The 24752-nt window shown below is 67.7% G+C and carries 17 protein-coding genes; 8 read left to right on the forward strand and 9 right to left on the reverse strand.

Annotated features, from left to right (window positions below):
- The first annotated feature begins 59 nt into the window (after positions 1–59).
- Both C1924_RS16400 and C1924_RS16405 read left to right on the forward strand, forming a co-directional pair.
- Positions 60–707: a protein-L-isoaspartate O-methyltransferase gene (locus C1924_RS16400; RefSeq protein WP_108766254.1), complete on the forward strand. Its 648-nt coding sequence runs from the start codon at positions 60–62 to the stop codon at positions 705–707.
- 16 nt (positions 708–723) lie between these two features.
- Entirely contained in the window at positions 724–2082 is a 1359-nt protein-coding gene (locus C1924_RS16405; RefSeq protein WP_108766255.1) for a TolC family outer membrane protein, read from the forward strand.
- Positions 2083–2188: 106 nt separating this feature from the next.
- Here the strand turns inward: C1924_RS16405 and C1924_RS16410 are convergent, their stop codons facing one another.
- Complete coding sequence (locus C1924_RS16410; RefSeq protein ID WP_254051161.1) at positions 2189–3439, reverse strand: amino acid transporter; 1251 nt, start codon at positions 3437–3439, stop codon at positions 2189–2191.
- Between the two features lie 514 nt (positions 3440–3953).
- Here C1924_RS16410 and C1924_RS16415 point away from each other — a divergent pair.
- Both C1924_RS16415 and mgtE read left to right on the forward strand, forming a co-directional pair.
- Positions 3954–4625 (forward strand): hypothetical protein, encoded by a 672-nt coding sequence (locus tag C1924_RS16415; protein ID WP_108766256.1) that lies wholly within the window; start codon positions 3954–3956, stop codon positions 4623–4625.
- Positions 4626–4716: 91 nt separating this feature from the next.
- Positions 4717–6099 (forward strand): magnesium transporter, encoded by a 1383-nt coding sequence (mgtE, locus tag C1924_RS16420; protein ID WP_108766257.1) that lies wholly within the window; start codon positions 4717–4719, stop codon positions 6097–6099.
- Positions 6100–6129: 30 nt separating this feature from the next.
- On the opposite strand, the gene waaA is transcribed toward mgtE, so the two are convergent.
- Positions 6130–7428 (reverse strand): lipid IV(A) 3-deoxy-D-manno-octulosonic acid transferase, encoded by a 1299-nt coding sequence (gene waaA, locus C1924_RS16425; RefSeq protein ID WP_108766258.1) that lies wholly within the window; start codon positions 7426–7428, stop codon positions 6130–6132.
- Positions 7429–7488: 60 nt separating this feature from the next.
- Between waaA and C1924_RS16430 the strand changes: the two genes are divergently transcribed.
- Positions 7489–8406, forward strand: coding sequence for an LpxL/LpxP family Kdo(2)-lipid IV(A) lauroyl/palmitoleoyl acyltransferase (locus C1924_RS16430; protein WP_108766259.1), 918 nt, complete (start codon positions 7489–7491; stop codon positions 8404–8406).
- Between the two features lie 42 nt (positions 8407–8448).
- Here the strand turns inward: C1924_RS16430 and C1924_RS16435 are convergent, their stop codons facing one another.
- The 5 genes from C1924_RS16435 to C1924_RS16455 form a co-directional block, all read right to left on the reverse strand.
- Positions 8449–8898, reverse strand: coding sequence for a transposase (locus C1924_RS16435; protein ID WP_108766260.1), 450 nt, complete (start codon positions 8896–8898; stop codon positions 8449–8451).
- Positions 8899–9172: 274 nt separating this feature from the next.
- Positions 9173–10504: an O-antigen ligase family protein gene (locus C1924_RS16440; protein ID WP_108766261.1), complete on the reverse strand. Its 1332-nt coding sequence runs from the start codon at positions 10502–10504 to the stop codon at positions 9173–9175.
- Positions 10485–11600, reverse strand: a complete 1116-nt coding sequence (locus C1924_RS16445; protein WP_108766262.1) for a glycosyltransferase — start codon at positions 11598–11600, stop codon at positions 10485–10487. Before C1924_RS16445 ends, C1924_RS16440 begins: the two co-directional genes overlap by 20 nt.
- A gap of 12 nt (positions 11601–11612) precedes the next feature.
- The gene (locus tag C1924_RS16450; RefSeq protein ID WP_079223205.1) at positions 11613–11810 is read right to left on the reverse strand and encodes a zinc-finger domain-containing protein; all 198 of its coding nucleotides are present in this window, start codon (positions 11808–11810) and stop codon (positions 11613–11615) included.
- A 119-nt stretch (positions 11811–11929) separates the two neighbouring features.
- Positions 11930–14671 (reverse strand): TonB-dependent receptor, encoded by a 2742-nt coding sequence (locus tag C1924_RS16455; protein ID WP_108766263.1) that lies wholly within the window; start codon positions 14669–14671, stop codon positions 11930–11932.
- Between the two features lie 421 nt (positions 14672–15092).
- On the opposite strand from C1924_RS16455, the gene C1924_RS16460 reads away from it, so the two are divergent.
- Together C1924_RS16460 and C1924_RS16465 are read left to right on the forward strand one after the other, a co-directional pair.
- Positions 15093–18443, forward strand: a complete 3351-nt coding sequence (locus tag C1924_RS16460; RefSeq protein ID WP_108766264.1) for a GH92 family glycosyl hydrolase — start codon at positions 15093–15095, stop codon at positions 18441–18443.
- Positions 18444–18451: 8 nt separating this feature from the next.
- Positions 18452–19174 (forward strand): basic secretory protein-like protein, encoded by a 723-nt coding sequence (locus C1924_RS16465; protein WP_108767100.1) that lies wholly within the window; start codon positions 18452–18454, stop codon positions 19172–19174.
- 152 nt (positions 19175–19326) lie between these two features.
- Here C1924_RS16465 and C1924_RS16470 read toward each other — a convergent pair whose 3' ends face one another.
- Positions 19327–21618 (reverse strand): NADP-dependent malic enzyme, encoded by a 2292-nt coding sequence (locus tag C1924_RS16470; RefSeq protein WP_108766265.1) that lies wholly within the window; start codon positions 21616–21618, stop codon positions 19327–19329.
- A gap of 228 nt (positions 21619–21846) precedes the next feature.
- A complete protein-coding gene (locus C1924_RS16475; RefSeq protein WP_108766266.1) occupies positions 21847–23190 on the reverse strand; it encodes a dicarboxylate/amino acid:cation symporter in 1344 nt (447 codons plus the stop codon).
- Positions 23191–23519: 329 nt separating this feature from the next.
- Between C1924_RS16475 and C1924_RS16480 the strand changes: the two genes are divergently transcribed.
- Positions 23520–24686 (forward strand): porin, encoded by a 1167-nt coding sequence (locus C1924_RS16480; protein ID WP_108766267.1) that lies wholly within the window; start codon positions 23520–23522, stop codon positions 24684–24686.
- Positions 24687–24752: the final 66 nt, after the last annotated feature.

The raw sequence follows: 24752 nt of genomic DNA on the forward strand, positions 1-24752 counted from the left end.
GCGCCGCCGGCCTCCGGCACCGGTAAAATGGCCGGCCCACTGCGCTGGATTTGAACCTCATGACGATTGATTACGCCCACGCCCGCGAACTGATGGTGGAACAGCAGATCCGTCCCTGGGACGTGCTGGACATCAAGGTGCTCGACGTCCTTGCCCGCCTGCCGCGCGAGGCCTTTGTCGCCGACGCGCACCGGGCGCTGGCCTATGCCGATGTCGAACTGCCGATCGGCAACGGCCAGAAGATGATGAAGCCGGTCATCGAGGGCCGTACCCTGCAGGCGCTGGATCTGCAGCCGGGTGACGAAGTGCTGGAAATCGGCACCGGCAGCGGCTTCCTGTCCGCCTGCATCGGCGCGCTGGCGCGCGACGTGCTGAGCCTGGAAATCGACCCGGAACTGGCCGCCGCCGCGCGTGCACGCCTGGACGCTTCCGGCCTGGGCACCAACGTCCGCGTCGAAGTGGCCGATGCACTGACCTGGCAGACCGAACGCCGTTTTGACGTGATCTGTGTCACTGGTGCGGTCGACGTCGTGCCGTCACAGTTTGCCTCGTGGCTGCGTCCGGGCGGTCGCCTGTTCGTGATCCACGGCCGCTCCCCGGCGATGGAAGCCCTGCTGGTCAAGGCCGATGGCAGCTCCGAATCGCTGTTTGAAACCGATATCGATTACCTGCGCGGTGCCGCCCCGGCACCCCAGTTCCACCTCTGAGTCCAAGGAAGCCGCAATGATCCGCCGATCCCTCGCTGTTGCGCTGGCCACTGCCCTGCTGCCGTTGTCCGCCCATGCCGCCGACCTGCTGCAGGTCTACGAGATGGCACGCAATGGCGATCCGCAACTGTCGGCCGCCGAATCGACCCGGCTGTACGACAAGGAAGGCGCCGTGCAGGCGCGTGCCGCGCTGCTGCCGCAGATCAACGGCACGGCCTCGTTGAACCGCACGCGCAGCGAAGCCAATGCCGATGCCAACTCCGGCTCGGTCACCAGCAAGCGCCGCAACTACACGATCGACGGCAGCCAGACGCTGTTCAACTGGACGCAGATCAACAACCTGCGTTCGCAGCGCGAGCTGAGCAAGGCGGCGGATTTCACCCTCGATTCGGCCAACGACAGCCTGATCGTGCGCAGCTCGGCGGCCTACTTCAACGTGCTGGTGGCGATCGAATCGCTGAACGCCGCACAGACCAATGAAGCGGCCGCGAAGAAGCAGTTCGACTTCGCCGACAAGCGCCTGGAAGTGGGCCTGGCGCCGATCACCGACGTGCACGAAGCACGTGCCCAGTACGACCAGGCACGTGCCAACACCATCGTTGCGCAGAACACCCTGGCCGATAACTACCAGGCACTGACCGAACTGACCGGCCAGCCGGTGGTCAACCTGAAGGGCCTGCCGGCCGATTTCCGTCCGGAAGTCCCGGCCAACCGCGGCAACATCAGTGAGCTGGTGCAGCAGGCGACCAGCCAGAACCCGGCGCTGAAGGCGCAGGAACTGAAGGTGAGCGCGGCCGAAGCCGGCGTGCAGGCTGCACGTGGCGGCCACTACCCGACCCTGTCGCTGGGCGGCAGCTGGGGCAAGAGCGCGACCTGGGGCGACAGCACCGGTGCCGGCTCGCTGTCCCCGGATGCACGCAGCAACAGCATCGGCCTGACCCTGAGCGTGCCGATTTTCTCCGGTGGTGCCACCCAGTCCGGCGTGCGCCAGGCGCTGGCCCAGCGTGACATCGCCCAGGACGGCTACGAGCAGCAGAAGCGCGCGCTGGACCGTAACACCCGCAATGCCTACCAGACCCTGGTGCAGGGCATCAGCGAAGTGGAAGCCCGCCGCCTGGCGGTGGTCTCGGCACAGAGCGCGTATGACGCGTCGCAGGTCGGCCTGGAAGTGGGTACCCGCACGGTGCTGGACGTGATCCAGAACCAGCGCATCCTGTTCTCGGCGCAGCTGGATTACGCCAACGCGCGCTACACCTTCCTGCAGAATCGTCTGCTGCTGAGCCAGTCGCTGGGCGCACTGGACGTGGCGGAACTGCAGGACATCAACCGCCTGCTGACCCAGGATGCCGGCAACCCGGCGACGACCACGAACTGAGTCGTCGCCTTCCGGCAGAAGAAGAAACCACCCGCAAGGGTGGTTTTTTTGTGGGCGGAGATGGATGGGAGGGCCATGCGTGGATGCCGTTCGCTGGCGGCCCACGTCATCCCTGCCAGAGCTGGATCTGGCGGGCCAGCGGCACCAGGCACAACAACGCCGCCAGCGGTGCCACCAGACGGATCATCGCCGTGCGGTGCGGCGACACGTCGGCCGCCCCTCGCAGCAGCCCCAGGCACAGCACCGCCAGTACCAGCAGCACGACGCATCCCGACGGCAGCGCCGCGTGCCCGGGCAACCAGGGCACCAGCAGCATGGCCAGCGCGGTCAGCCCCAACGCCATCCCCACCCGCCCCGGGGCGCGATCATCGCGGCCGGCACCGGCCTTCCACAGCGCCGGCAGCAGTTCCATGGCCAGCAGCAGCACCACCACCTGAAGTGCCGCCAGCCCAGCCCAGCCTGCCGCTGGCAGCAGGGGCAGCATCCACTCCAACTCCGGCACGCTCTGCACGGCCACCGACAGCGGCCGCGTGCTGTCCAGCGCCGCGAACTGCACCAGGCCCGACTGCAGCGCCGCCAGCCCCATCAGCATCAGCATGGTACCCAGCACCGTGCCCCCGGCCACCCGGGTCAGCTGCCGGTGGGGCTGCTGCACCCGTGGGGCGAAAACCAGCAGCAGGCCGACGCTGGCGAAAACGCCCAGCAGGGGCACGGCAGCGGCAAGCACGCCGCCCAGACCGAAACGATGCGGCCCGGTGGCCGAGGGCAACCACGGTACCCAGTTGCCGTAGTGCACGTAGCGCGCCGCCACCGCGACAAGCATCAGGCCCAGGCCCACCTTCAGGGTCAGCAGTGCGCAGGCCACGTGTACCGCACGACGTGGCCGCAGCAGTGCCGCCACGCCCACCGGCACCAGCCCCAGCATTGCCGCCATCGACACCGGCAGCCAACGCTGCGGCGGCTCCTCCAGCGCACTGGCGGCGGCATGGAGGTGGCGGGCGCCCGACTGCGCTGCACCGACCAGGGTGGCCAGCAGATCCAGCAGCAGCAGGCCCAGCAGCACAGCCGCAAGGCGTTGCCCGCACGCGATCTGCAGCAACCCCGGCAGCCCCGCGGCATCCGGTGAGCGCCGCATCACTTCGCGCAGGCAGAACAGCAGCGGCACTGTGCCCAGCGCCGCCAGCAACAGGCTCAGCACGATGGCCGGCCCGGCCCGTGCTGCCGTGTTCTGGCCCACCAGCGCAATCACGCTGCCACCGACCAGCAGGGCCAGCGCCAGCACCAGCAGCTGGTCGCGGCCGAATGGGTCCAGGGCCGCGCGCCCGCTGCGCAGATCGGCACCGCTGTCGTCCTTCATCGCAAGTTCCCTTGATGCCGCCCAAGCGTGGTCGACATCAGGCTGGCAGTCCGGACACGGGGACGGAATCAGAATCGGCCGACGGTGTGTCACGTTGTGATGGCAGACACGCGGCGGCAGCGCAACCCGGTCCATCAACGTCAGCGGGGATGGCATCAAGCAGACTTGAAACCGTTGAACGCGACAGCGCCAGCGTGGCCGGCCTGCGCATCAGTGCCATCAGGGCACGGCGGTCGCGCGTGGGCGCAGCTGTCGCATTTGCCGCTTGATCGTTGCCGGACCCGCTCCTATTCTCCTGCGCATTCCTTCTGCCCCAGAGGCCCCTGCTTGGACAGTCATAGTCGATCACGCTGCAGCACCTGAGCTGACGAACTCCTGACACCACGCCAGGTTCCGTCCGCACAGGACGGGACCCTGCCTGCCTTCCGGCCGGCCTTTTCCCTCTACATCGCAGCATCCACTACAACGGCCCGGGCAGGTGCCGCTGGCGTTTCCATTCGTCTGGAGATCGCCCATGCGCCTTTTCGCTCTTCGTTTCATCCCTGTGCTGGTGGCGTTGCCGCTCAGCGCTGACGTCCACGCTGCCGCCAGCCTGCTGGTGGACGATGCGGGCACCACGCCCGCGGCCGAGTGCCAGCTTGAAAGCTGGCTGAGCCACCACACGAACCACCGCCAGGCCACCCTGGTGCCGGCCTGCGGGCTCGGCAATACCGAGTGGTCACTGGGCATCAGCCGGTTGTCCCATGGCCAGGGCATGCCATGGGCGCTGGGCGCCAAGCGCACCGTCGTGGGCCCGGAGGGTGATCGGCTGCGGGTGGCCATCAGTGCCGATGCCGGCAATGACGCGCGCTCCGGCAATGCCGCGAACTGGGGCGTCACCGTGCCGCTCAGCCTGCGCCTGGATACCGCAGGCCGCATGCTGCTGCACGCCAACCTCGGCTGGCGTGTCGAGCGCGATGCGCGCTACCTGACGTCGGGCATCGGCATGGAACTGCCGCTGCTGCCGCGCTGGTCGCTGCTGGCCGAAGGCGCCCGCGATGCTGCAGGCAGCCACGCAGTGCAGATGGGCGGGCGCCGCGAACTGGGTGCTGCCGGCGCAACCCTGGATGTACTGGCCGGCCGTCGCTTCGGCGATGCAGGCGAGCGCTGGCTGACCCTCGGCCTGAACCTGCCGCTGTCCCGGTAATGCCCTTGGCACTGCGCGTGCCCCTTTCCTCCCCGCCTTTTCCGCACGCGGCCCCATCGCCGGCGGCGTGCATTTCCCTGGAGATCGTTCGATGAACCGTGAAGAGCTGATGTTTGCCATCCGTGCGTACCAGCGCAGCCGCAATCCCGAGGGCTTCGCGCTGCTCGCCCGCAGCAGCCACCCCTTGGACATGGCGGCAGCGCTGCAGGGGCTTCCCCCCGACCAGTTGGCACCGCTTCTGATGGCGCTGGACACGCAGGCGCGTGCCGATCTGTTCGCCCATTTCGATGGCGCGCTGCAGGACCGGCTGGTCTGCGCCCTGCCCCGCGGCCTGGTGCTTGAGCTGTTCGAGCACATGCCCGCCGACGACCGTGCGGACCTGTTCAACCGCATGGACGCACCGGATAAGCCCGGCCTGCTCGCCGCGCTCGACCGTGCCGAACGCGAGGACATCCTGTGCCTGTCCTCCTATGCCGAAGGCACCGTCGGCGCCGCCACCACCTCGGACTTCGTCGCGGTGGACGCCGGCATGACTGTGGCGGAGGCCCTGGCGCACATCCGCGCCACCGCATCGGACAAGGAAACGATCTACGTCGTGTTCGTGCTCGATGCGCGGCAGTCCCTGCGCGGCACGGTATCGCTGCGTGACCTGGTGCTGGCCGACGCCGGGTGCAGCATCGGCGACATCGCGCAACCCGACCCGGTCTGCGTGCACGCCGGCTGGCCGCAGGCACGGGCGTCGGAGATCATCCGCCGTTACGACCTGCTGGCCGTTCCCGTGGTCAACGACGACCAGCAGATGATCGGCATCGTCACCGTCGATGACGCCATGGATATCGAGAAAGCGGAGGACGCCACGCAGCTCGCCCGCTTCGGCGGCACTGCCAGCATGGGCGGCAACGACCTGGATGTGGTGTCCACGCCGCTGCGCACGATGTTCGGGGTGCGCGTGTTCTGGCTGGCGATGCTCACGGTGTTCGGCATCATCACCAGCACCTTCGTGGCCTCGCAGGAGGAACTGCTGAGCCAGGTGATCGTGCTGGCGGCCTTCATCGCGCCCATCGTGGACATGGGCGGCAACACCGGCAGCCAGTCGGCCACGCTGGTCATACGCGCGATGGCGCTGGGTGAGCTGGAACTGAAGTGGCGCCACGTCTGGTTCGTGATCCGCCGCGAGATTCCGGTCGCGCTGCTGCTGGGCCTGTGCGTGGCGGTGCTGGAGGCGATCCTGGCCTACTTCAGCAAAGGTGTCGGCATGGAGGTACTGCTGGTGGTCGGCCTGAGCATGCTGGTCTGCACGGTCGCGGGCGGCATCATCGGCGCCCTGCTGCCGTTCGCGGCCCGCCGCATCGGCACCGATCCGGCCACGCTGTCCTCACCGCTGATCACCTCGGTGATGGACCTGCTGGGCGTGTTCATCTACTTCGGCTTCGCCTGGCTGTTCCTCGGCGATCTGCTGGCCACGGGCGCCTGACGCCGCTCGCGGACCTGCACCTGCCGCCGCTCAGCTGCGCGGTGGCGGCAGGTGCGGTTCCACCAGGGCCACGGTGCGCTGCAGTGCCCCGCGGCCGTTGCTGACCAGCGCGCAGCCGGCCTGGGCCATGCCCGTGCGGGCGTCGATGTCACCCAGCAGGTGCTGCAGATGGTCACCCACGGCCTGCACGTCATCGCCGATGAGCAGAGCCCCGGCCTCACGCATGCGCCGGGAGATCTCCGAGAAGTTGTGCAGGTGCGGGCCGGTGACGGCCGCAGTGCCCATCGCGGCCGGCTCCAGCAGGTTGTGGCCGCCGATGGCCTGCAGGCTGCCGCCGACGAAGGCGACCTGCGCGCACGCGTAGAACGGCATCAACTCACCCAGCGTGTCGATGACGAAGACCTCGGTGCCGGCCTGCGGCCACTGCTGCGCGCGGCGGGTGGCCACCGACCAGCCCTGTTCGCGGGCCAGCGCTTCCACCTTGGGAAAACGCTCGGGGTGCCGCGGCGCCCACAGCAGCAGCAGATCCGGGCACTGCTGACGCAGGCGACGATGCAGGTCGATCACCGCCTGCTCTTCGCCCTCGTGGGTGCTGGCAGCGATCCAGACCGGCCGCGAGGCAGGCACATCGCCATGGAACGCGGCGACGAACGCGGCCACGTCCGGCGTGGCGATGTCGAACTTCAGGTTGCCCAGCGCCTGCACCTGTTCCGGCGCCGCACCCAGCTGCACGAAGCGCGCGGCGTCATCGTCCGATTGTGCAGCCACGCAGGTGACCGTGCGCAGCGCACGGCGGATGAGCGCAGCCAGCACCCGGTAGCCCCGCAGCGAGCGGGCCGACAGGCGGGCATTGAGGATGTACACCGGAATGCGACGGTCGCGGCAACCGAACAGCATGTTCGGCCACAGTTCGGTTTCCAGGATCAGGGCCAGGCTGGGCTGGAAGTGGCCGAGGAAGCGGTTGACGCTGCCGGGCACGTCGTACGGCAGGTACACGTGGTCCAGCGCATCGCCCCACAGCGCGCGCACCCGCTCCGAACCGGTCGGGGTGATGGTGGTGATGACCCAGCGGATATCCGGGCGCTGCTCGCGCAGGGCGTTGACCAGCGGCGCGGCGGCGTTGACTTCACCCACCGAGACCGCGTGCAGCCAGACCCGCGGCTGGCCGGTCGGCTGCGGGTAGGACGCATAGCGTTCATCCCAGCGCCGGAAGTATTCACGGACCCGGAAACCGCGCCAGACCAGGTGGTACACGGTGATCGGCAGCAGGATGTAAAGCACGGCCGAGTACAGGCCGCGCAGGATCCATTCGACAGGGTCTTTGCGCATGCGGCAAGGATACGGGAGCCCCCCGGGAAAGACACGCGGCGGGGTTGGTAGAATGCCCGCATGTCCGATGCCTCTACCGCCATCCGCCCGTCCCTGGCCGATCCCCGCAACTGGCCGATGTTCGCGGCCATGTTCGCCGCGTTCGGCATCGCCCGCCTGCCCTGGATGCTGCAGCGCGCGCTGGGCCGTGGCGTCGGCTGGATCACCTGGCGCCTGCTCGGCAGCCGCCGCCGTGCCGCCGAGGTCAACCTCAAGCTGTGCTTCCCCGAGAAGGATGAGGCCTGGCGCAACCGCCTGGTGCGCGACAGCTTCGACGCGCTCGGCGTGGGCATCTTCGAGTGCGCGCGTTCATGGTGGGGCAGCATCGACAGCATCCGCCCCCAGGTGCACATCGAAGGGGTGGAACACCTCAAGCAGATGCAGGCCGAGGGGCGTGGCGTGCTGCTGGTGTCGGGCCACTTCATGACCCTGGAAATGTGCGGCCGCCTGCTGTGCGACCACGTCGATCTGTCCGGCATGTACCGCAAGCACAAGAACCCGGTGTATGAGTGGGCGGTGAAGTTCGGCCGGCTGCGCTATGCCAAGGCGATGTACGCCAACGAAGACATCCGTGCCACCGTGCGCCACCTGAAGAAGGGCGGCTTCCTGTGGTACGCGCCGGACCAGGACATGCGGGGCAAGGACACCGTGTTCGTGCCGTTCTTCGGCCACACCGCGGCCACCATCACCGCCACCCACCAGCTGGCGCGGATGACCGGCTGCGCGGTGATTCCCTACTTCCACCGTCGCGAAGGCGGGAAGTATTTCCTGAAGATCGGCGCGCCGCTGGACAACTTCCCCAGCGAGGACGTGGAAGCCGATACCACGCGGGTGAACCAGGCCATCGAACAGATGGTGCGCGAGGCGCCAGACCAGTACCTGTGGATCCACCGGCGGTTCAAGCGCCAGCCCGGCGGCCGCAGTGATTTCTACAAGTAGATCCACGCCATGCGTGGATGATTTTCGCGCGGTGCCAGCGGATTACAACGGCCACCGGCACCACGCGTAGGGATACTCCCCCACCACGCATGCCAACCCGGCGCGGACCGGATTGGCCATGATGTACATGGCTTTCTCGTGTAGTGACTCGTCGGTCCGCACCGCGTGGTCGTGGTAGCCGTGCTGCCAGAGTGCACCGCGCCGGCCCAGCTGCTGGTTCAGCAGGCGGCTGCTGCGGGATTTGAGCAGCGACATGCACTCGGCCAGGGTGCCCTTATGCAGTTCCATCAACCAGTGCAGGTGGTCGGGCATCACCACCCAGGACAGGCTGTGGCTGAGCCCGGCGCGTTCCACGAAGCGCAGTGCATCGACCAGGATCGCCACGTTGGCGGCATCGTCGAAGAAGGGTTCACGGCCCGCGGTGGCCGTGGTCAGCAGGTATACGTTATCCGTGCTGGAGTAACGACCGTAGCGGAGTCGGGGGCTGGCCATGTGCCCAGCGTGCGGCAGGTGCGGGAACGCCGCTATTGGGCGTTTACCCGTTGCGGCGTCGGGAAAGCTCCATCCACGCATGGCGTGGATCTACTGCAATCGTCACCCGTGAATCCACGTCGCGCATACATGCGCGATCATCGGTAGATCCACGCCATGCGTGGATGCACCATCACGCGGCCTTCGGCACGTCATCCGGAATCGTCACCCGTGAATCCACGTCGCGCGTACATGCGCGATCATCGGTAGATCCACGCCACGCGTGGATGCACGATCACGCGGTCTTCAGCGCTTCATCCGGTTCGCGGGCCAGCAGGGTGCCGACGAACAGCGCGGCCAGCAGCACGGTTACGCCGCCCCAGAACGCGGAATAGAACGCCAGATGGGTATTGAGCGGGAACACCGTGGCGGCAAGCGCCAGCATCGCCGGGCGTGCGCGCTCGCGTGCCGCCGGCGGTGCGAAGCGCCAGGCGCGCCAGGCCTGGGCGACAGCCGCCAGCCACAGCAGCAGGCCCAGCACACCGGTTTCAGCAAGGATTTCCAGCACGATCTGGTGCGCGTGCAGCGCCGGTTCGGCACCCCACACTGCAGGCCCCTGGTCATCGACGCATTGCGGGTAGGCATCGCGGAAGCCGCGTGCGCCCACGCCATTGATCGGGTGTCCGGCAATCATGCAGCCGGCCGCACTCCAGATGCGTCCGCGCCCGGACAGCGCCTGATCGACGCCATCGCTGCCGCCCTCCCAGGCCATCGCCGTGCGCGCCACGCGCTCGCGCAGCTGCGGCACGCTGGCGGTCAGCGCCGCCGATGCCAATACGCCGGCCAGCGCCAGCAGGCCCAGCCGCTTCCAGCCGAGTTGGCGAACACCGCTGTACACCACGATCACCGCGAAGGTGATCCAGGACGCGCGTGAGCCGGCCAGCAGCAGCACGATGGCCAGCGCAGCACCTGCCAGCAGCCAGCCCGGCGTGCCGAAGCGGCGCGCGGCCGGCAGCAGCAGGAACGGCGAGAGGCTGGCCAGCACCTGGCCGAACTTCAGGTTGCAGGGGCCCAACGGACCGCTGAGGCGGTCGGCCAGGACCATTTCCTCGGCCGGGCACAACGCATGACCGCTGATCGCCAGCTTCAGCTGCTGCAACGACCAGAACCACGGGCTGCTGCCCACCACCGCCTGCACCAGTGCGTCCAAGGTCCACAGGCCGGTGATCAGCGCCAGCCCGCCGAAGATCAGGCGGCGCCGCTGCGGAGTGGCCACCGCGATGGCCACCAACCACATGAAAGGCAGGTAGCGCAGTCCGGCGGCGGCCTTGGTCCACGATGCGGCGGGATCGATCGCATCGAAGGCAGAGAACGCCTGCGGCAGCCAGTAGCCGAGGAACAGGATCGAGGTCAGTGCCCACGCGGCGGGGGTCAGCAGGTGCGGGCGGTGCTGCAGGCGGCGCACGATCATGCGCACCGCGGCGTACACCGCGCCAAGACCGAGCACCGTTTCGGCGATGCCCGGCAGCGGCCACAGCGCCACGTAGGCCAGCACCCACCACGGCGCCCAGCGGCCCGCGCGGTCTTCACCCGCCTGGGGGGCGATGTCAGCCTGCAAGGTCGGCATAGAGACGGAGGGTATCGCGCTGCATGGCCTGCAGGGTAAACGGGATACGGGCCGGCAAGGAGGGCGGCTGCGCCAGCAGGGCCAGGGCACGTTCACCCAGGGCCCGTGCATCGCCCAGCGGCACGGCGCCGGCCGGTTGCAGCTGCTGCAGCAGTTCGCCCACGCCACCATGGTCCCAGCCCAGCACGGGGCGGCCGACCGACAGCGCTTCGACCACGGTACGGCCGAATGCCTCGGGCTTGTCCGACAGCTGCAGCACCAGATCGCTGGCAGCATAAGCCTGCGCGATGCGTGCGGTCGGCGGCGTGATCTGCACCGCCTCGGCCACGCCCAGCGCGGCCGCCTGGCGGCGCAGCTCCGCGACGTAGGCTTCGCGCCCCGGCTCGTCGGCACCCAGCATCCACAGCTGCGCCGGAACCCCGGCCGCGCGCACGTCAGCCAGCAGCTGCAGCGCATGCGCATGCCCCTTCAGGCGGGTGCCCCGGCCCGGCAGCAGCAGCAACGGGCCGTCCTGCTGGGCCAGCCACGGGTAGTCGCGGGCCAGGGCCAGTCGCGGCCGGCGGTCCGTGCGCGCCACGCGCGGGAACTGGCTGACGTCGACGCCACGCGGAATGACCTGCAGGGTCTGCTCCGGCACTGTCGGGTAATGCTGGCGCACGTACCCGCGGACGGTGTTGGACACGCAGATGACGCGCTCACCGCTGGTCATCACGGCGCTGTAGCGGCTGGGCGAGTTGAGGCCGTGCACCGTGGTCACCCAGTGCGGGCGCTGTGCCACCGGCATCGCGCGGATCGCGTACAGGCCCAGCCACGCCGGCAGGCGCGAGCGGGCATGCACGATGTCCGCGCCGACCTCGGCGAACAACCGCCGCAGGGTGGGCAGGTGGCGCAGGGTCAGCAGCGATTTGCGGCCGATGTCGAGGGTGAGGTGTTCAGCACCGCTGTCCAGCAGCGGCTGCACCAGGCGGCCACCGGCGGAAACCACCAGCGCACGATGGTCGGCGGCGACCAGCGCCGCAGCGATCTCCAGCGTCGAGCGCTCGACGCCACCGGAGTGCAGCGCCGGCAGCAACTGCACCACGGTCAGTCGGCGCATCGAGGGGCCTGCTTAGTCGGCCAGCACGAAGGTGGAACCGCAGTACGGGCACTGCGCTTCGCCGTTGGGCTCGTCTTCGATCGGCAGGTACACGCGCGGATGCGAGTTCCACAGCGCCATTTCCGGGGTCGGGCAGCTCAGCGGCAGGTCGCTGCGGTGCACGGTGTAGCGCTTTTCGGCGTTGGCGGGCGCGGTGGCGGTATGGCTCATGGCGGGTGTCGATGAACGGATTGCGAGGCCTGCGATTCTAGCACCTTGGGGCGGCGCCCCGGCCGCCCCTGCCCTTTGCCCGTTCAAGCCCCCCGGGCGTACCCGAGGGGCCGGCCGCCCTACTGGAAGTCCAGCGACAGTTCCAGGAAGGCCGAGCGCCCATAGGCGTTGTAGATGCCCTGGTCGTAATACGGCCAGTTGCCGTTGCTGCGGTCGATCGGCGGCATCTCGTCGGTCAGGTTGTTCACGGTCAGCAGCAGGCTGGCCAGATCGTTGATGCGGTAGCCGACGGTGGCATTCCAGGTGGTCCACGGGCCGATGTTGCGCTGCTCGCCCCGGCTGTCCCAGGTGGGCGCGTTGCGCACGCCGAACGCGCTGGCGGTGAACGGCCCGCGCGTCCAGTTCACGCCCAACGTGGCGCGGTACTGCAGTTCGTTGGAGTTGCCGCAGCACAGCTGGTCATACACCGGATCGCCTTCCTTGTCCTGGGTGGTGTGCTTGAGCGGCCGGTAATAGCCGGCGTTGACGGCGAAATCACCGGCCGACTGCGTGCCCCAGCGATAGTCCAGCGCTGCCTGCACGCCGTTCTGGCGCTGGCTGGCGATGTTGATCGGGTACGAGAACACCTTGTCCACGCCGTTGGGGTTGAGCGGATCGGTGGCGGGCTTGCGCTGCACCTGCCCCAGCACCTGCTGGCAGGTGGGCGAGTTGATGTCGAACCGGGTCTGCCCGTTTTCCGATACGCCCAGCCGGCAGTTGGCCTCGGTGTCGAGAATGCTGTCGGTGCCCAGGATGCGCACTTCGTTCTCGATGACCACCGAGTTGTAGTCCACCGACAGCGTCAAGGCGTTGTCCAGCGTCGACCACACCACGCCATAGGTGAAGGTGCGCGCGGTGATGTCCTTCAGGTCGCGGTTGCCGGTGCTGGAGGACAGTACGGACAGGCCGGACTGATCGCACTCATCGAAGTTGTCGGAGGTGTACCCGGCCTGCCGGCATTGGTAGAGATCGGTGTTGGTGGTGTAGCCACTGCTTTCGCGCGAGAACAGGTAGAACATGTCCGGCGAGCGGAACGCGGTGGCGTAGCTGCCGCGCAGCAGCAGCGACTCGATCGGCCGGTATTCCAGGCCCAGCTTCCAGGTGGCTTTGCCGTTGCCGCCACCGCCCTGCAGCGCGTACTTGTCGTAGCGCCCGGAGAGGTTGGCGCTGAACGTATCGACGATCGGCACCTGCAGCTCGGCACCCAGCGCGTACAGGTCACGCTGGCCCTGCGCGGAGGTGCCTGCGGTCTGGCCGCGGAACAGCACGCCCGCATTGGGGTCGGCCGACTGGTTGAAGAATTTCTCGCGCTGGCCCTGCGCGATCAACGCGAAGCCGACGTCGCCGGCCGGCAGGGTGAACAGCGAGCGGTCGGTCAGCAGTGCGGTCACGGCCGTGCGCGAGGCACTGGATGCGGCACGGTTGAGGCCGCTGAAACGGTTGTAGTCCTCACGGGTGATCGGCTGGTACAGCCGTGACAGGTCCGGTGCGTAGACCTCATAGCCATCCTGCATGCCCAGCATCGGCCCGAGGTAGTAATCGTCCACGCCCCCCTTGGCCAGGAAATCGGTGGATTTGCGGGTGACATCGGTGCTGGAACGGTTGACGTAGACGTCGTAGTCGAAGCCCCCCAGTACGCCGCGCACGCCGGCGGTGACATTCAGCGAGCGCGTGTAGACACGCTGGTCCTTGGCATCCAGCCCGACTTCCTCGGGCGCATAGATGCGCTGCCATTGTTCAAACTGCCCGCTGGTCTGGTTGTAGAAGGTCTTGTTCCAGAACGGGCTGCCACCGCTGTAGGTGGGCCGGCTGAAGCCGAACAGGATGTCCGAATACAGCTCGGTATCCTCGCTCAGGTGATAGCGCAGGAACGTGGTGGCGTTGACGTCCTGGCTGGCGTTGTACAGCGAAGCGGTGCCGACGTTGTCGGGGCTGCCGCAGTAGTAGCCACCGCCGGAGATATCGCGGTGCGCGTACACGGTGCTGCCGCCGAACAGGTCCGCCAAGGGCGCGCAGGTGGCTGCGCCCGGGTCGATGTAGGCGTTGGGGCCCATGCGCATGCGCAGGAAGCTGCGCGAGGGATCCTGCGGGCCGGTCGGGTTGTCGTTGACGCTGTCGATGCGGCTGCGATCGAAGGCGTAGATCGCCTTCTGGTTGGTGTACTCCAGCCCGTAGCTGATATCGAGGTTGCCGAAGCTCTGACCGCTGCTGGCGCTGAAGCGCTGGCTGGAGCCGCCGCCCTGGCTGTAGCCGCCGACGCGGTAACGCAGGTGGGTACCTTCCACGCGGTCCTTCAGCACGATGTTGACCACGCCGGCAATGGCCGAGGAGCCATACACCGACGACTGGCCACCGGTCAGCACGTCGATGCGCTCGACCATGCCCAGCGGGATGTTGGCGATGTCGGCGATGCTGGTGTTGCCGTTGTAGGCCAGCGGATAGCTGTTGATCGGCCGCCCGTTGATGAGGGTGAGGGTGTAGCTGGGGTCCAGGCCGAACAGGCTGATGGTCTTGGCGCCCGGAGTGTAGAACCCGGTGCCCTGCGAATCCTGCACGGAACCATTGGACACCGGCAGCGAGCGCAGCGCGTCGAACACGGTGGTGAAGCCCTGCGCCTGGATCTGCTCGGCGGTGATGGTGGTGACCGGCGAGGGCCCCTCCACCTGCGCGCGCGGGATGAGCGAACCGGTGACCGTGACCGCGTCCAGATCGCGGGTGCGTGGCGGATCAGCGCCCTCGCCCGGCGGGGTGGACTGGGCCTGCGCGGCAAGCGGCGACAACAGCAACGACGACATCAACAACGACAACAACCGAGGTTTCATCAAGCTCTCTCCAGAGACGGATGACGGTCCTGCCGGTGGGGGGGCGGACGGGAGGGTCGTGGATGGACGGCAGTGGCGGGCAACAACGGGGTGGCGATGGGGCCAGCCCGGATCAGGACATGCGGGACATTCCGGTGCGGGGGATGCGCTGGCACTTTTAAATCGATCCAAGCCACCCTGTCAATAATTTGAAATGAAACGGTTTTGCCCGATTTGGATCGAACTAATTGCACTTGTCAGGGGGCAATGGGCTGAGGCAGGATCGGGACGATTCCGACCCTGACCCGATCGCATGGCCCGCCCCCCACCGGACCGGCATCGCCCCTTTCCACTGCCCCCCCGGGCGGCGGGCGCGATGCTGTCCGAGGTGCGTGCCGATGCGGGTTCTGCCTGCCGCCTGCCTTACCCCGGGAGACCTTGCATGACCCTGTCCGATCCGCGCCGCGCCCTGCTTCCGCTTGCCCTCGCCCTGGCCTGCGCCACACCTGCCCTGCCGGCCATGGCACAGGGCCTGCAGACCTCGTTTGAAGCGGGCGAACCGGCACCGGCCACGGCCAGCGGCGCCCTGCAGCTGCAGATCGGCAAGGGTCCGGCCGCGCCGTACGCGGCCAAGCGCAACGTCGGCTACAGCGGCCTGCGCGCCCTGCACTACCAGACCGACGGTGGCAGCGCGCGGCGCGAACTGTTCCGTACCGATCTGGCCATCGAGGCCGATACCACCCTGTCCTGGCTGGTGCTGCCGGAAATCGTCGGCAAGGACACCGTGGCCTCCACCTACGTCTCGCTGGACCTGCGCCTGGACGATGGCAGCCGCGTTTCGGCCAGCAGCGCACGTGACCAGCACGGCATCGCGCTGGGGGCACAGGCACAGGGCGACTCGAAGACGCTGTACCCGCAGCAGTGGGCACGCAAGGCCGTGCGCCTGGGCGACGTGCCGGCGCTGCGTGGCCGCCGCGTGGTGGCCATCGAACTGGAAGTGGCCAGCGCCGACGGCGCGCCGGTATCGGGCTGGATCGATGATGTGCAGCTGGATGCGCAGCCGCGCAACGTGCCACAGCGGGTCTCGGACTGGGTGCTGACTACCCGCGGCACCCAGGCCAACGGCACGTTCTCGCGCGGCAACAATTTCCCGGCCACGGCGGTGCCGCACGGGTTCAACTTCTGGACCCCGGTGACCGATGCCGGCGCGCTGAACTGGCTGTACCGCTGGAACGAGCAGAACGACGCGCAGAACCGCCCGCAGCTGCAGGCGCTGGCATTGAGCCATCAGCCCAGCCCGTGGATGGGCGACCGCCAGACGTTCCAGGTGATGCCCTCGGCCAGCCGCGGCGTGCCGGAGGCCGACCGTGGCAAGCGCGCGTTGTCGTTCGACCGTACCCACGAACGCGCGCGCCCGTACCGTTACGACGTGCGTTTCGACAACGGCATCGCGGCCTCCCTCGCGCCGACCGACCACGCCGCACTGTTCCACTTCGCTTTCCCCGAAGGCGGTGATGCCAACCTGCTGTTCGACAATGTCGACGCACGCGGCGGCCTGACTCTGGATGCGGCCACGCAGACCCTGAGCGGTTACACCGACACCCGCAGCGGCCTGTCCAACGGCGCCACCCGCATGTTCGTGGTGGCCCGCTTCGACAAGCCGTGGCGCAGCAGCGGCCGCATCGACACGGGGCGCCCCACCGGCTACATCAAGTTCGATGCCGGCAGCGACCGCCAGGTGACCATGCGCATCGCCACCTCGCTGATCTCGATCGAACAGGCACGCCACAACCTGGACCTGGAAATCGCCGCCGCCGACACCCTGGACAGCGTGGCCGGCCGTGCGCAGGACGCCTGGGATGCCCGCCTGGCCCGCTTCGACATCGGCAATGCCAGCGACGACGCGAAGACCACCCTCTATTCCAGCCTCTACCGCCTGTACCTGTACCCCAACTCCGGCCATGAGAATGCCGGCACTGCCGCCGCGCCCGACTGGCGCTATGCCAGCCAGGCCAGTGCCGAGGACAACAACACCGACGGCAGCGCCACCCGCAGCTTCGCGCCCGTGCGCGATGGCCAGGTGTACGTCAACAATGGTTTCTGGGACACCTTCCGCACCACGTGGCCGGCCTACGCGCTGTTCACCCCGGACGATGCCGGCAAGCTGGTGCAGGGCTTCATCGAGCAGTACCGCGCCGGTGGCTGGATCGCCCGCTGGTCCTCGCCGGGCTATGCGGATCTGATGGTCGGCACCAGTTCGGACGTGGCCTTCGCCGACGCGTGGCTGAAGGGCATCGGTGGCTTCGACCCAGCCGAGGCCTACGCCGCCGCGTTGAAGAACGCCACCGTGGTGCCGCCGGACCGCCATGTCGGCCGCAAGGGCATGGACCGTTCGACCTTCCGTGGCTATGCCAGCGCCGACGTGCATGAAGGCATGTCGTGGACGATGGAAGGCGCGTTGAACGATTTCGGCATCGCCAACATGGCCGACGCACTGGCCAGGCAGGCAACCAGCGCCGCCGCCCGCGAGCGCTACCGCACGGAAGGCGAGTACTTCCGCTATCGCGCGGCCGGCTACTCGACCCTGTTCGACCCGGCGGCCGGCTTCTTCCAGGGCCGCAAGGCCGATGGCAGCTGGCGCGTGGATGCCAAGGCGTACGACCCGCGCGTGTGGGGCTACGATTACACCGAATCCAACGGCTGGACCTTCGCCTTCACCGCCGCGCATGACGGCGAGGGCCTGGCCGCGCTGTACGGTGGCCGCGACAAGCTGGCCGCCAAGCTGGACACCTTCTTCTCGACCCCGGAAACCGCCGACCCGGCGCTGGCCGGTTCCTACGGCGGCACCATCCATGAAATGACCGAGGCGCGCGATGTGCGCATGGGCATGTACGCGCACAGCAACCAGCCGGCGCACCACATCCCGTGGATGTACCTGTACGCCGGGCAGCCGTGGAAGACGCAGCAGCACGTGCGCGAGATCCTCTCGCGGCTGTATGTCGGCAGCGAGATCGGCCAGGGCTATCCGGGCGACGAAGACAACGGCGAGACCTCGGCGTGGTACGTGCTGGCCTCGCTGGGCCTGTACCCGCTGCGCATGGGTGCACCGGAGTATGTGATCGGCTCGCCTGCCTTCGAGCATGCACGGGTGGAACTGCAGGGCGGCGCCGTGCTGACCGTCAATGCAGCCAACAACTCGGCGCAGAATGTCTACGTGCAGTCGTTGAAGATCAACGGCAAGCCGTGGACGAAGACCTGGGTGCCGCACGAGGTGATCGCCAAGGGCGCGACGCTGGACTTCGTGATGGGACCGCAGCCCTCGCGCTGGGGCAGCGGTGCCGATGATGTGCCGCGTTCGCTCACCGCAGCGGGCAAGCGCCCGCAGATGCTGCATGACCTGCTAGGCAACGGCGCCCGCGCGGCGCTGGCGGATGGCCGTGCTGTGCCCGCGCTGCTGGATGACGATGCGACCACGGCCGTCCCGCTGGGCGCAGGTGCCGTCATCGCACTGACGGCCGTCGGCGAAGGTGCACCGACGATGTACACGCTGACCAGCGGCGACAATGCCATCCGGGGCGGCAGCTGGACCCTGGAAGCGCGCAGCAGCGGCGGCAACTGGACCGTGCTCGACGAACGCAGCAACGAAACCTTCGATTCGCCCCGCCAGACCCGTCCGTTCCGCATTGCCACGCCGGGCCAGCATGCCGAGTACCGCCTGCGCCTCGGCGCGCCGGGTCGGCTGGCCCTGGCTGAAATCGAACTGCTTGCACCGGCTCCCGTCCGGACCCGTTGAGGATGACGATGACTGTTTCCCGACTGTTGCTGTCCACCGCGGCGCTGGCCGCCGCCCTCGCCGCCACCTCCGCGCATGCGGTGGAGGCCACCGAGGCGCGCCAGGGCGTGACCCTGCACTACCGCGATGCCACCGATGCGCTGGCCGCTCCGGTACGCGCCCGCATCATCGAGACGTTCTTTTCGGCCTACCTGCGCGAACGCGCTGATTTCCACCCGACGGCACCGACCCAGGTCGGCATTGTGATCGACCCCGGGTATGACGGCGTGGCCTATGTGGGGGAAAAGGAGAAAGCGGCCACCATCACCATCAATCCGGGCTGGCTGGCCAAGCACCCGGATGACGTGGATCTGGTGACCCACGAAGCGATGCACATCGTGCAGGGCTACCCCAGCTATGGCGACCAGCAGGTACCGGGGTGGCTGGTGGAAGGCATTGCCGATTACGCGCGCGACCGCTATGGCGTGGACAACGCCGCCGCAGGCTGGGCGTTGCCGTCGGTGGTCAAGGTGGGGCATTCCTTCGACAGCGGCTACCGCGTGACCGGCGCATTCCTGAAGTGGGCCGAGGGTGAACACCCTGGCCTGGTGCTGGCCCTGGACTCCGCCCTGCGCACTGGGCGATATACCCCGGCGCTGTGGCAGGCCCGCACCGGCAAGGCATTGCCTGCACTGTGGAGCACGTACGCGGGGCCGCGCATGGAGGCGCCGGCACAGGGCGGCAAGCGCTGACCGCTGGGTAGAGCCGGCCGCTGGCCGGCTGCTGCCGCAGATCGAACGGTGTGGGATTGCCGGCCAGCGGCCGGCACTACCCGTTTCCGCTTCGCGGAAACAGAAACGCGCCCCGTGGGGCGCGTTTCTGCAGCTGTCGCTGGAACGAAGGCTTACGCCTTCTTTTCCGCTTCCAGCTGCTTGCGGATCTGCGCATCCACCGCGGCAATGGCGGTCATGTTCAGGATCCGACGCGAGGTCGCGCTGGTGGTGAGGATGTGCACCGGCTTATTCACTCCCATCAGGATCGGACCAATCGCCACGCCATCGGTGAACACGCGCACCAGGTTGTAGGCGATGTTGGCCGCTTCCAGGTTCGGCAGCACGAACAGGTTGGCCCGGCCCTGCAGGGTCGAACCCGGCAGCAGCTTCTGGCGCAGCGCTTCGTCCCACGCGGTGTCGCCCTGCATTTCGCCATCCACGTTCAGACGCGGGTTGCGCTTGAGCAGCAGCTCACGCACCTGGCGCATCTTCAGCGCATCCTTGGAATCATGGCTGCCGAAGTTGGAGTGCGACAGCAGCGCCACCTTCGGCTCGATGCCGAACAGCTTCATGCGGTAGGCGGCCTGCAGGGTCGCCTCGCACAGCTGCTCGGCGGTCGGGTCTTCCTGCACGTGGGTGTCCACGAAGAAGAACACGCCCTGCTGGTTGATCACGCCGGTCATCGCCGAGGTCGAGGTGACCTTCGATTCCAGCGGCAGCACGCTGCGCACGTAACCCAGCTTCTTGTGGAAGCGGCCGACGATGCCGGTCAGCATCGCATCGGCTTCACCACGCGCGACCATCACGGCGGCAATCAGGGTCGGGCGCGAACGCATCAGGTTCTTCGCTGCGGCCACGGTCACGCCGCGGCGGCCGGTCAGGCCGTGGTAGTACTGCCAGTACTCGTTGAAGCGCGGGTCGTCATTGATGTTGGTGACTTCAATGTTCTCGCCGATCTTCAGGCGCAGGCCGAGGCGCTCGATGCGCGATTCGATGACTTCCGGGCGGCCGATCAGGATCGGGTGCGCCAGACCGTCATCGACCACGTTCTGCACGGCCTGCAGCACCACCTCTTCTTCACCTTCGGCGTAGACCACGCGCTGCTTGTCGCTGCGCGCACGGTCGTAGACCGGCTTCATCATCAGGCTGGTGCGGTAGACGAACTGGGCCAGCTTGTCGCGGTAGGCACCCATGTCGGCGATCGGACGGGCGGCCACGCCCGAATCCATCGCAGCCTGGGCCACGGCGGCCGACAGTTCCACCAGCAGGCGGCGGTCGAACGGACGCGGAATCAGGTATTCACGGCCGAAGCTCGGGGTGTCGCCGCCATAGGCCGAGCCCATGTCGGTGGCCGCGCGGCGGGCCAGCGCGGCGATGGCGCGCACGCAGGCGATCTTCATTTCCTCGTTGATCGCGGTGGCGCCCACGTCCAGCGCGCCGCGGAACAGGTACGGGAAGCACAGCACGTTGTTGACCTGGTTCGGGTAGTCCGAACGGCCGGTGCCGATGATCGCGTCCGGACGCGCAGCGCGCGCCACTTCCGGCATGATTTCCGGGGTCGGGTTGGCCAGAGCGAAGATGACCGGGTCCGGCGCCATGGTCTTGACCATCTCTGCGGTCAGGATGCCCGGTGCCGACAGGCCCAGGAAAATGTCCGCGCCGTCCACGATCTCGGCCAGGGTGCGCTTGTCGGTGTCGCGCGCATAGCGCTGCTTTTCCGGGTCCAGGTCGGTACGACCGGTGTGGATGACGCCCTCGCGGTCGAAGGCCAGGATGTTCTCCGGCTTCAGGCCCAGCTGCACCAGCATGTTCACGCAGGAAACGCCGGCCGCGCCCATGCCCGTGGTGGCCAGCTTCACCTCTTCGATCTTCTTGCCGGTGATGGCCATGGCGTTGAGCACCGCTGCACCGACGATGATCGCCGTGCCGTGCTGGTCGTCATGGAACACCGGGATCTTCATGCGCTCGCGCAGCTTGCGCTCGACCACGAAGCATTCCGGGGCCTTGATGTCTTCCAGGTTGATGCCGCCGAAGGTCGGCTCCAGCGAGGCGATGATGTCGACCAGCTTGTCCGGGTCGGTCTCGTCCACCTCGATATCGAACACATCGATGCCGGCGAACTTCTGGAACAGCACGCCCTTGCCTTCCATGACCGGCTTGCCGGCCAGCGCACCGATGTTGCCCAGGCCCAGCACCGCGGTGCCGTTGGAGATGACCGCCACCAGGTTGCCGCGCGCGGTCAGCTCGCTGGCCTGCTGCGGGTCCGCCTTGATTGCTTCACAGGCGTATGCAACGCCCGGCGAATACGCCAGCGACAGGTCGCGCTGGGTCAGCATGGGCTTGGTTGCAGAGACCTTGATCTTGCCCGGCGGGGACATCCGGTGGTAATCGAGGGCGGCCTGTTTGAAATCTTCGTTGGACATCGACGTGGATTAATGAATGGGCAAGGGGGACAGGGGATGATACCCCCGTTGGAGGGCCTGGACCTGTCGCTATCCTGTCGCAATCATGTTGCGACCGCACAATTCCGTGCCGTATGCGATGGGTCCAGGGACCAGCTTCGGCGCTGCCCATGACAGCCATGGGACGCCGTGAAACGCTGCGGGGCCGCGTCACTCACGTGACCGGCCCCGCAGTACCACACATCTGGATCAGCCCTTGGCCGGCAGTGCCTCCGGCACGGCGTCGACCGGTGCCGGCAGCTCGCTCTCGCGGCCATCCAGCGCCAGCTTCAGGCGGTCACGGTCCAGCGCGCCTTCCCAGCGCGACACCACCACGGTGGCCACCGCATTGCCGATGAAGTTGGTCAGCGAGCGGCATTCGCTCATGAAGCGGTCCACGCCCAGGATCAGTGCCATGCCGGCCACCGGCACTTCCGGCACCACGGCCAGGGTGGCGGCCAGGGTGATGAAGCCGGCCCCGGTGACGCCGGCCGCGCCCTTTGAGCTGAGCATGGCGACCAGCAGCAGGGCGATCTGGTGGCCCAGGGTCAGTTCGGTATTGGTGGCCTGGGCGATGAACAGCGCGGCCAGGGTCATGTAGATGTTGGTGCCGTCCAGGTTGAACGAGTAGCCGGTGGGGACCACCAGGCCGACCACCGACTTGCTGCAACCGGCGCGTTCCATCTTCTCCATCAGCGACGGCAGCGCCGATTCGGAGGACGAGGTACCCAGCACCAGCAGCAGTTCGGCCTTCAGGTAGCGGGCCAGCTTGAACACCGAGAACCCGCACAGGCGGCAGACCACGCCCAGGATGACGGCCACGAACAGGAAAGCGGTGAGGTAGAACGAACCCACCAGCCAGGCCAGGTTGATCAGCGAACCGACACCGTACTTGCCGATGGTGAAGGCGATGGCACCGAAGGCACCGATCGGGGCGGCCTTCATCAGGATGTGCACCAGCTTGAACACCGGAGCGACCAGCGCTTCCAGGAAGTTCACGATCGGCTTGCCCTTCTCACCCACCGAGGCCAGCGCGATGCCGAACAGCACGGCCACGAACAGCACCTGCAGGATGTTGCCATCGACGAAGGCGCTGATCAGGGTCTTCGGGATGACGTCCATCAGGAAGCCGACCAGGGTCAGGTCATGCGACTTCTCCACGTAGCTGTGGACCGCGGTCTGGTCCAGCTCGGCCGGGTTGATGTTCATGCCCGCGCCCGGCTGCACCACGTGCGCCACGATCATGCCGACGATCAGGGCCAGGGTGGAGAAGAACAGGAAGTAGGCCATCGCCTTGGCGAAGACCCGGCCCACCGTACGCAGGTGGGTCATGCCGGAAATGCCGGTGACGATGGTCAGGAAGATGACCGGCGCGATGATCATCTTCACCAGGTTGATGAAGGCATCGCCCAGCGGCTTCATCTTCTCGCCGATCAGCGGCTCGTAGTGGCCGAGGACGGCGCCCAGGATGATCGCCACGATCACCTGGAAATACAGTTGGCGGTACAGCGGCAACGGCTTGCTGGGCACCGGTGCGGTGGTCGGGATGTGCATGGCGGACTCCGGAAGGGGAGAGTTCTGGCGCGAACGATCCCCGCTGTGCAGGGACCGCCTCCGTGGAACTGGTGGCAGGCCCGGCACGGCGTGGCGGGTGGTGCAACCAATGGACGCCTTTGTACGCGCCGGGCACGCCGGCGCAGATAACCTATTGGTACTAGCCCCCCGGTTCAGGTGGCTCGGATGCCTACACTGGCGCCGCACCGCCTGTCCCGGGAACGGCCGATGGCCCGACCTGAACGATCGGGCGCCCCCTGCGAAAGTTCCGGCCATTGCGGCCGCTGTTGTCCTGTCCACACGCATCCGAGAGAGAGAGCCGCACCACCATGCGCCCCATTCCGACCCTGCTGGCCCTGTCGCTGGCCGCCCTGCCCGCCTTCGCCTCCGCCGCCGATTTCGACAACTGGCCGACCAAGTACGCCTTCAGCGACGGCACCGAACTGGCTGCCACGGCCAACATCGCCTACGACTACAACGACTTTTCCACGGGCAGCGGCATCGAAGACGATGACGCCGTGCGCCGCAAGGAATTCGGCGCCACGCTGAAGAAGAAGGGCGTGTATGACGCGATGGTCTACTACGACTTCCAGTCCGATACCTGGCTGGACGTGTTCGTGCGTTTCGAGAGCAAGGCCTTCTTCGGCCGTGACGTCGGCCGCTTCCGCTTCGGCTACATGAAGACCCCGGTCGGCCTGGACGCCAACACCTCCTCGCGCGCCGGCAGCTTCCTGGAAACCGCGCTGCCCGTGCAGGCCTTCTACGCAGGCCGCCGCACCGGCGTGGAGTGGGTGCTGGAGCGCCCGCAATACCTGCTGCAGGCTGGCGCCTACGGTGGCAAGGACCTGCAGGGTGACAACCCGGGCACCACCCAGGCCGTGCGCGCGGTCTGGACCCCGGTCAAGGCACCGGGCGATGTGGTCCACCTGGGCCTGGCCTATTCGCAGGAAAACCCGCGCGGCTACAGCGACGGCCGTGATGTGCACCATGAAGCCAGCGCCCGCCTGCGTGCGCGCCCGGAAGCCGGCCTGACCGACATCCGCCTGGTCGACTCCGGCGCCCTGGTGACCGCCGACCAGATCCGCCGTACCGGCCTGGAAGGCATCTGGATCCGCGGTCCGTTCTCGCTGCAGGCCGAAGCCCTGCAGGCCACGGTGACCCGCAAGGGCCTGCCCGACTACACCGGCAATGGCGAGTACGCCATGGCCAGCTGGGTGCTGACCGGCGAATCGCGCCCGTACAACGCCGGCGCGGTGGCCAACATCAAGCCGGCCCACAGCTACGGCGCGGTCGAGCTGCTGGCCCGCTACAGCCGCCTGGACCTGGATGACGGCAGCATCCTCGGCGGCCGCCAGCACGACCTGACCGTGGGCGCCAACTGGTACCTGACCAGCCACTTCAAGTTCCAGGCGAACTACGTGAAGGTCGATGCCAGCCGCCGTGGCGTGCACAGCACCCCGGAAATCTTTGAACTGCGCGCGCAGATGCACTTCTGATCCCTTCCACGGACCAGAAACCGGCGGGCGTGCATGCCACGCCCGCCGGCCCTGCGTAGACTGCCG

Origin of the sequence: Stenotrophomonas sp. ESTM1D_MKCIP4_1 (genome assembly GCF_003086895.1) — a bacterium.
Lineage (GTDB): Bacteria > Pseudomonadota > Gammaproteobacteria > Xanthomonadales > Xanthomonadaceae > Stenotrophomonas.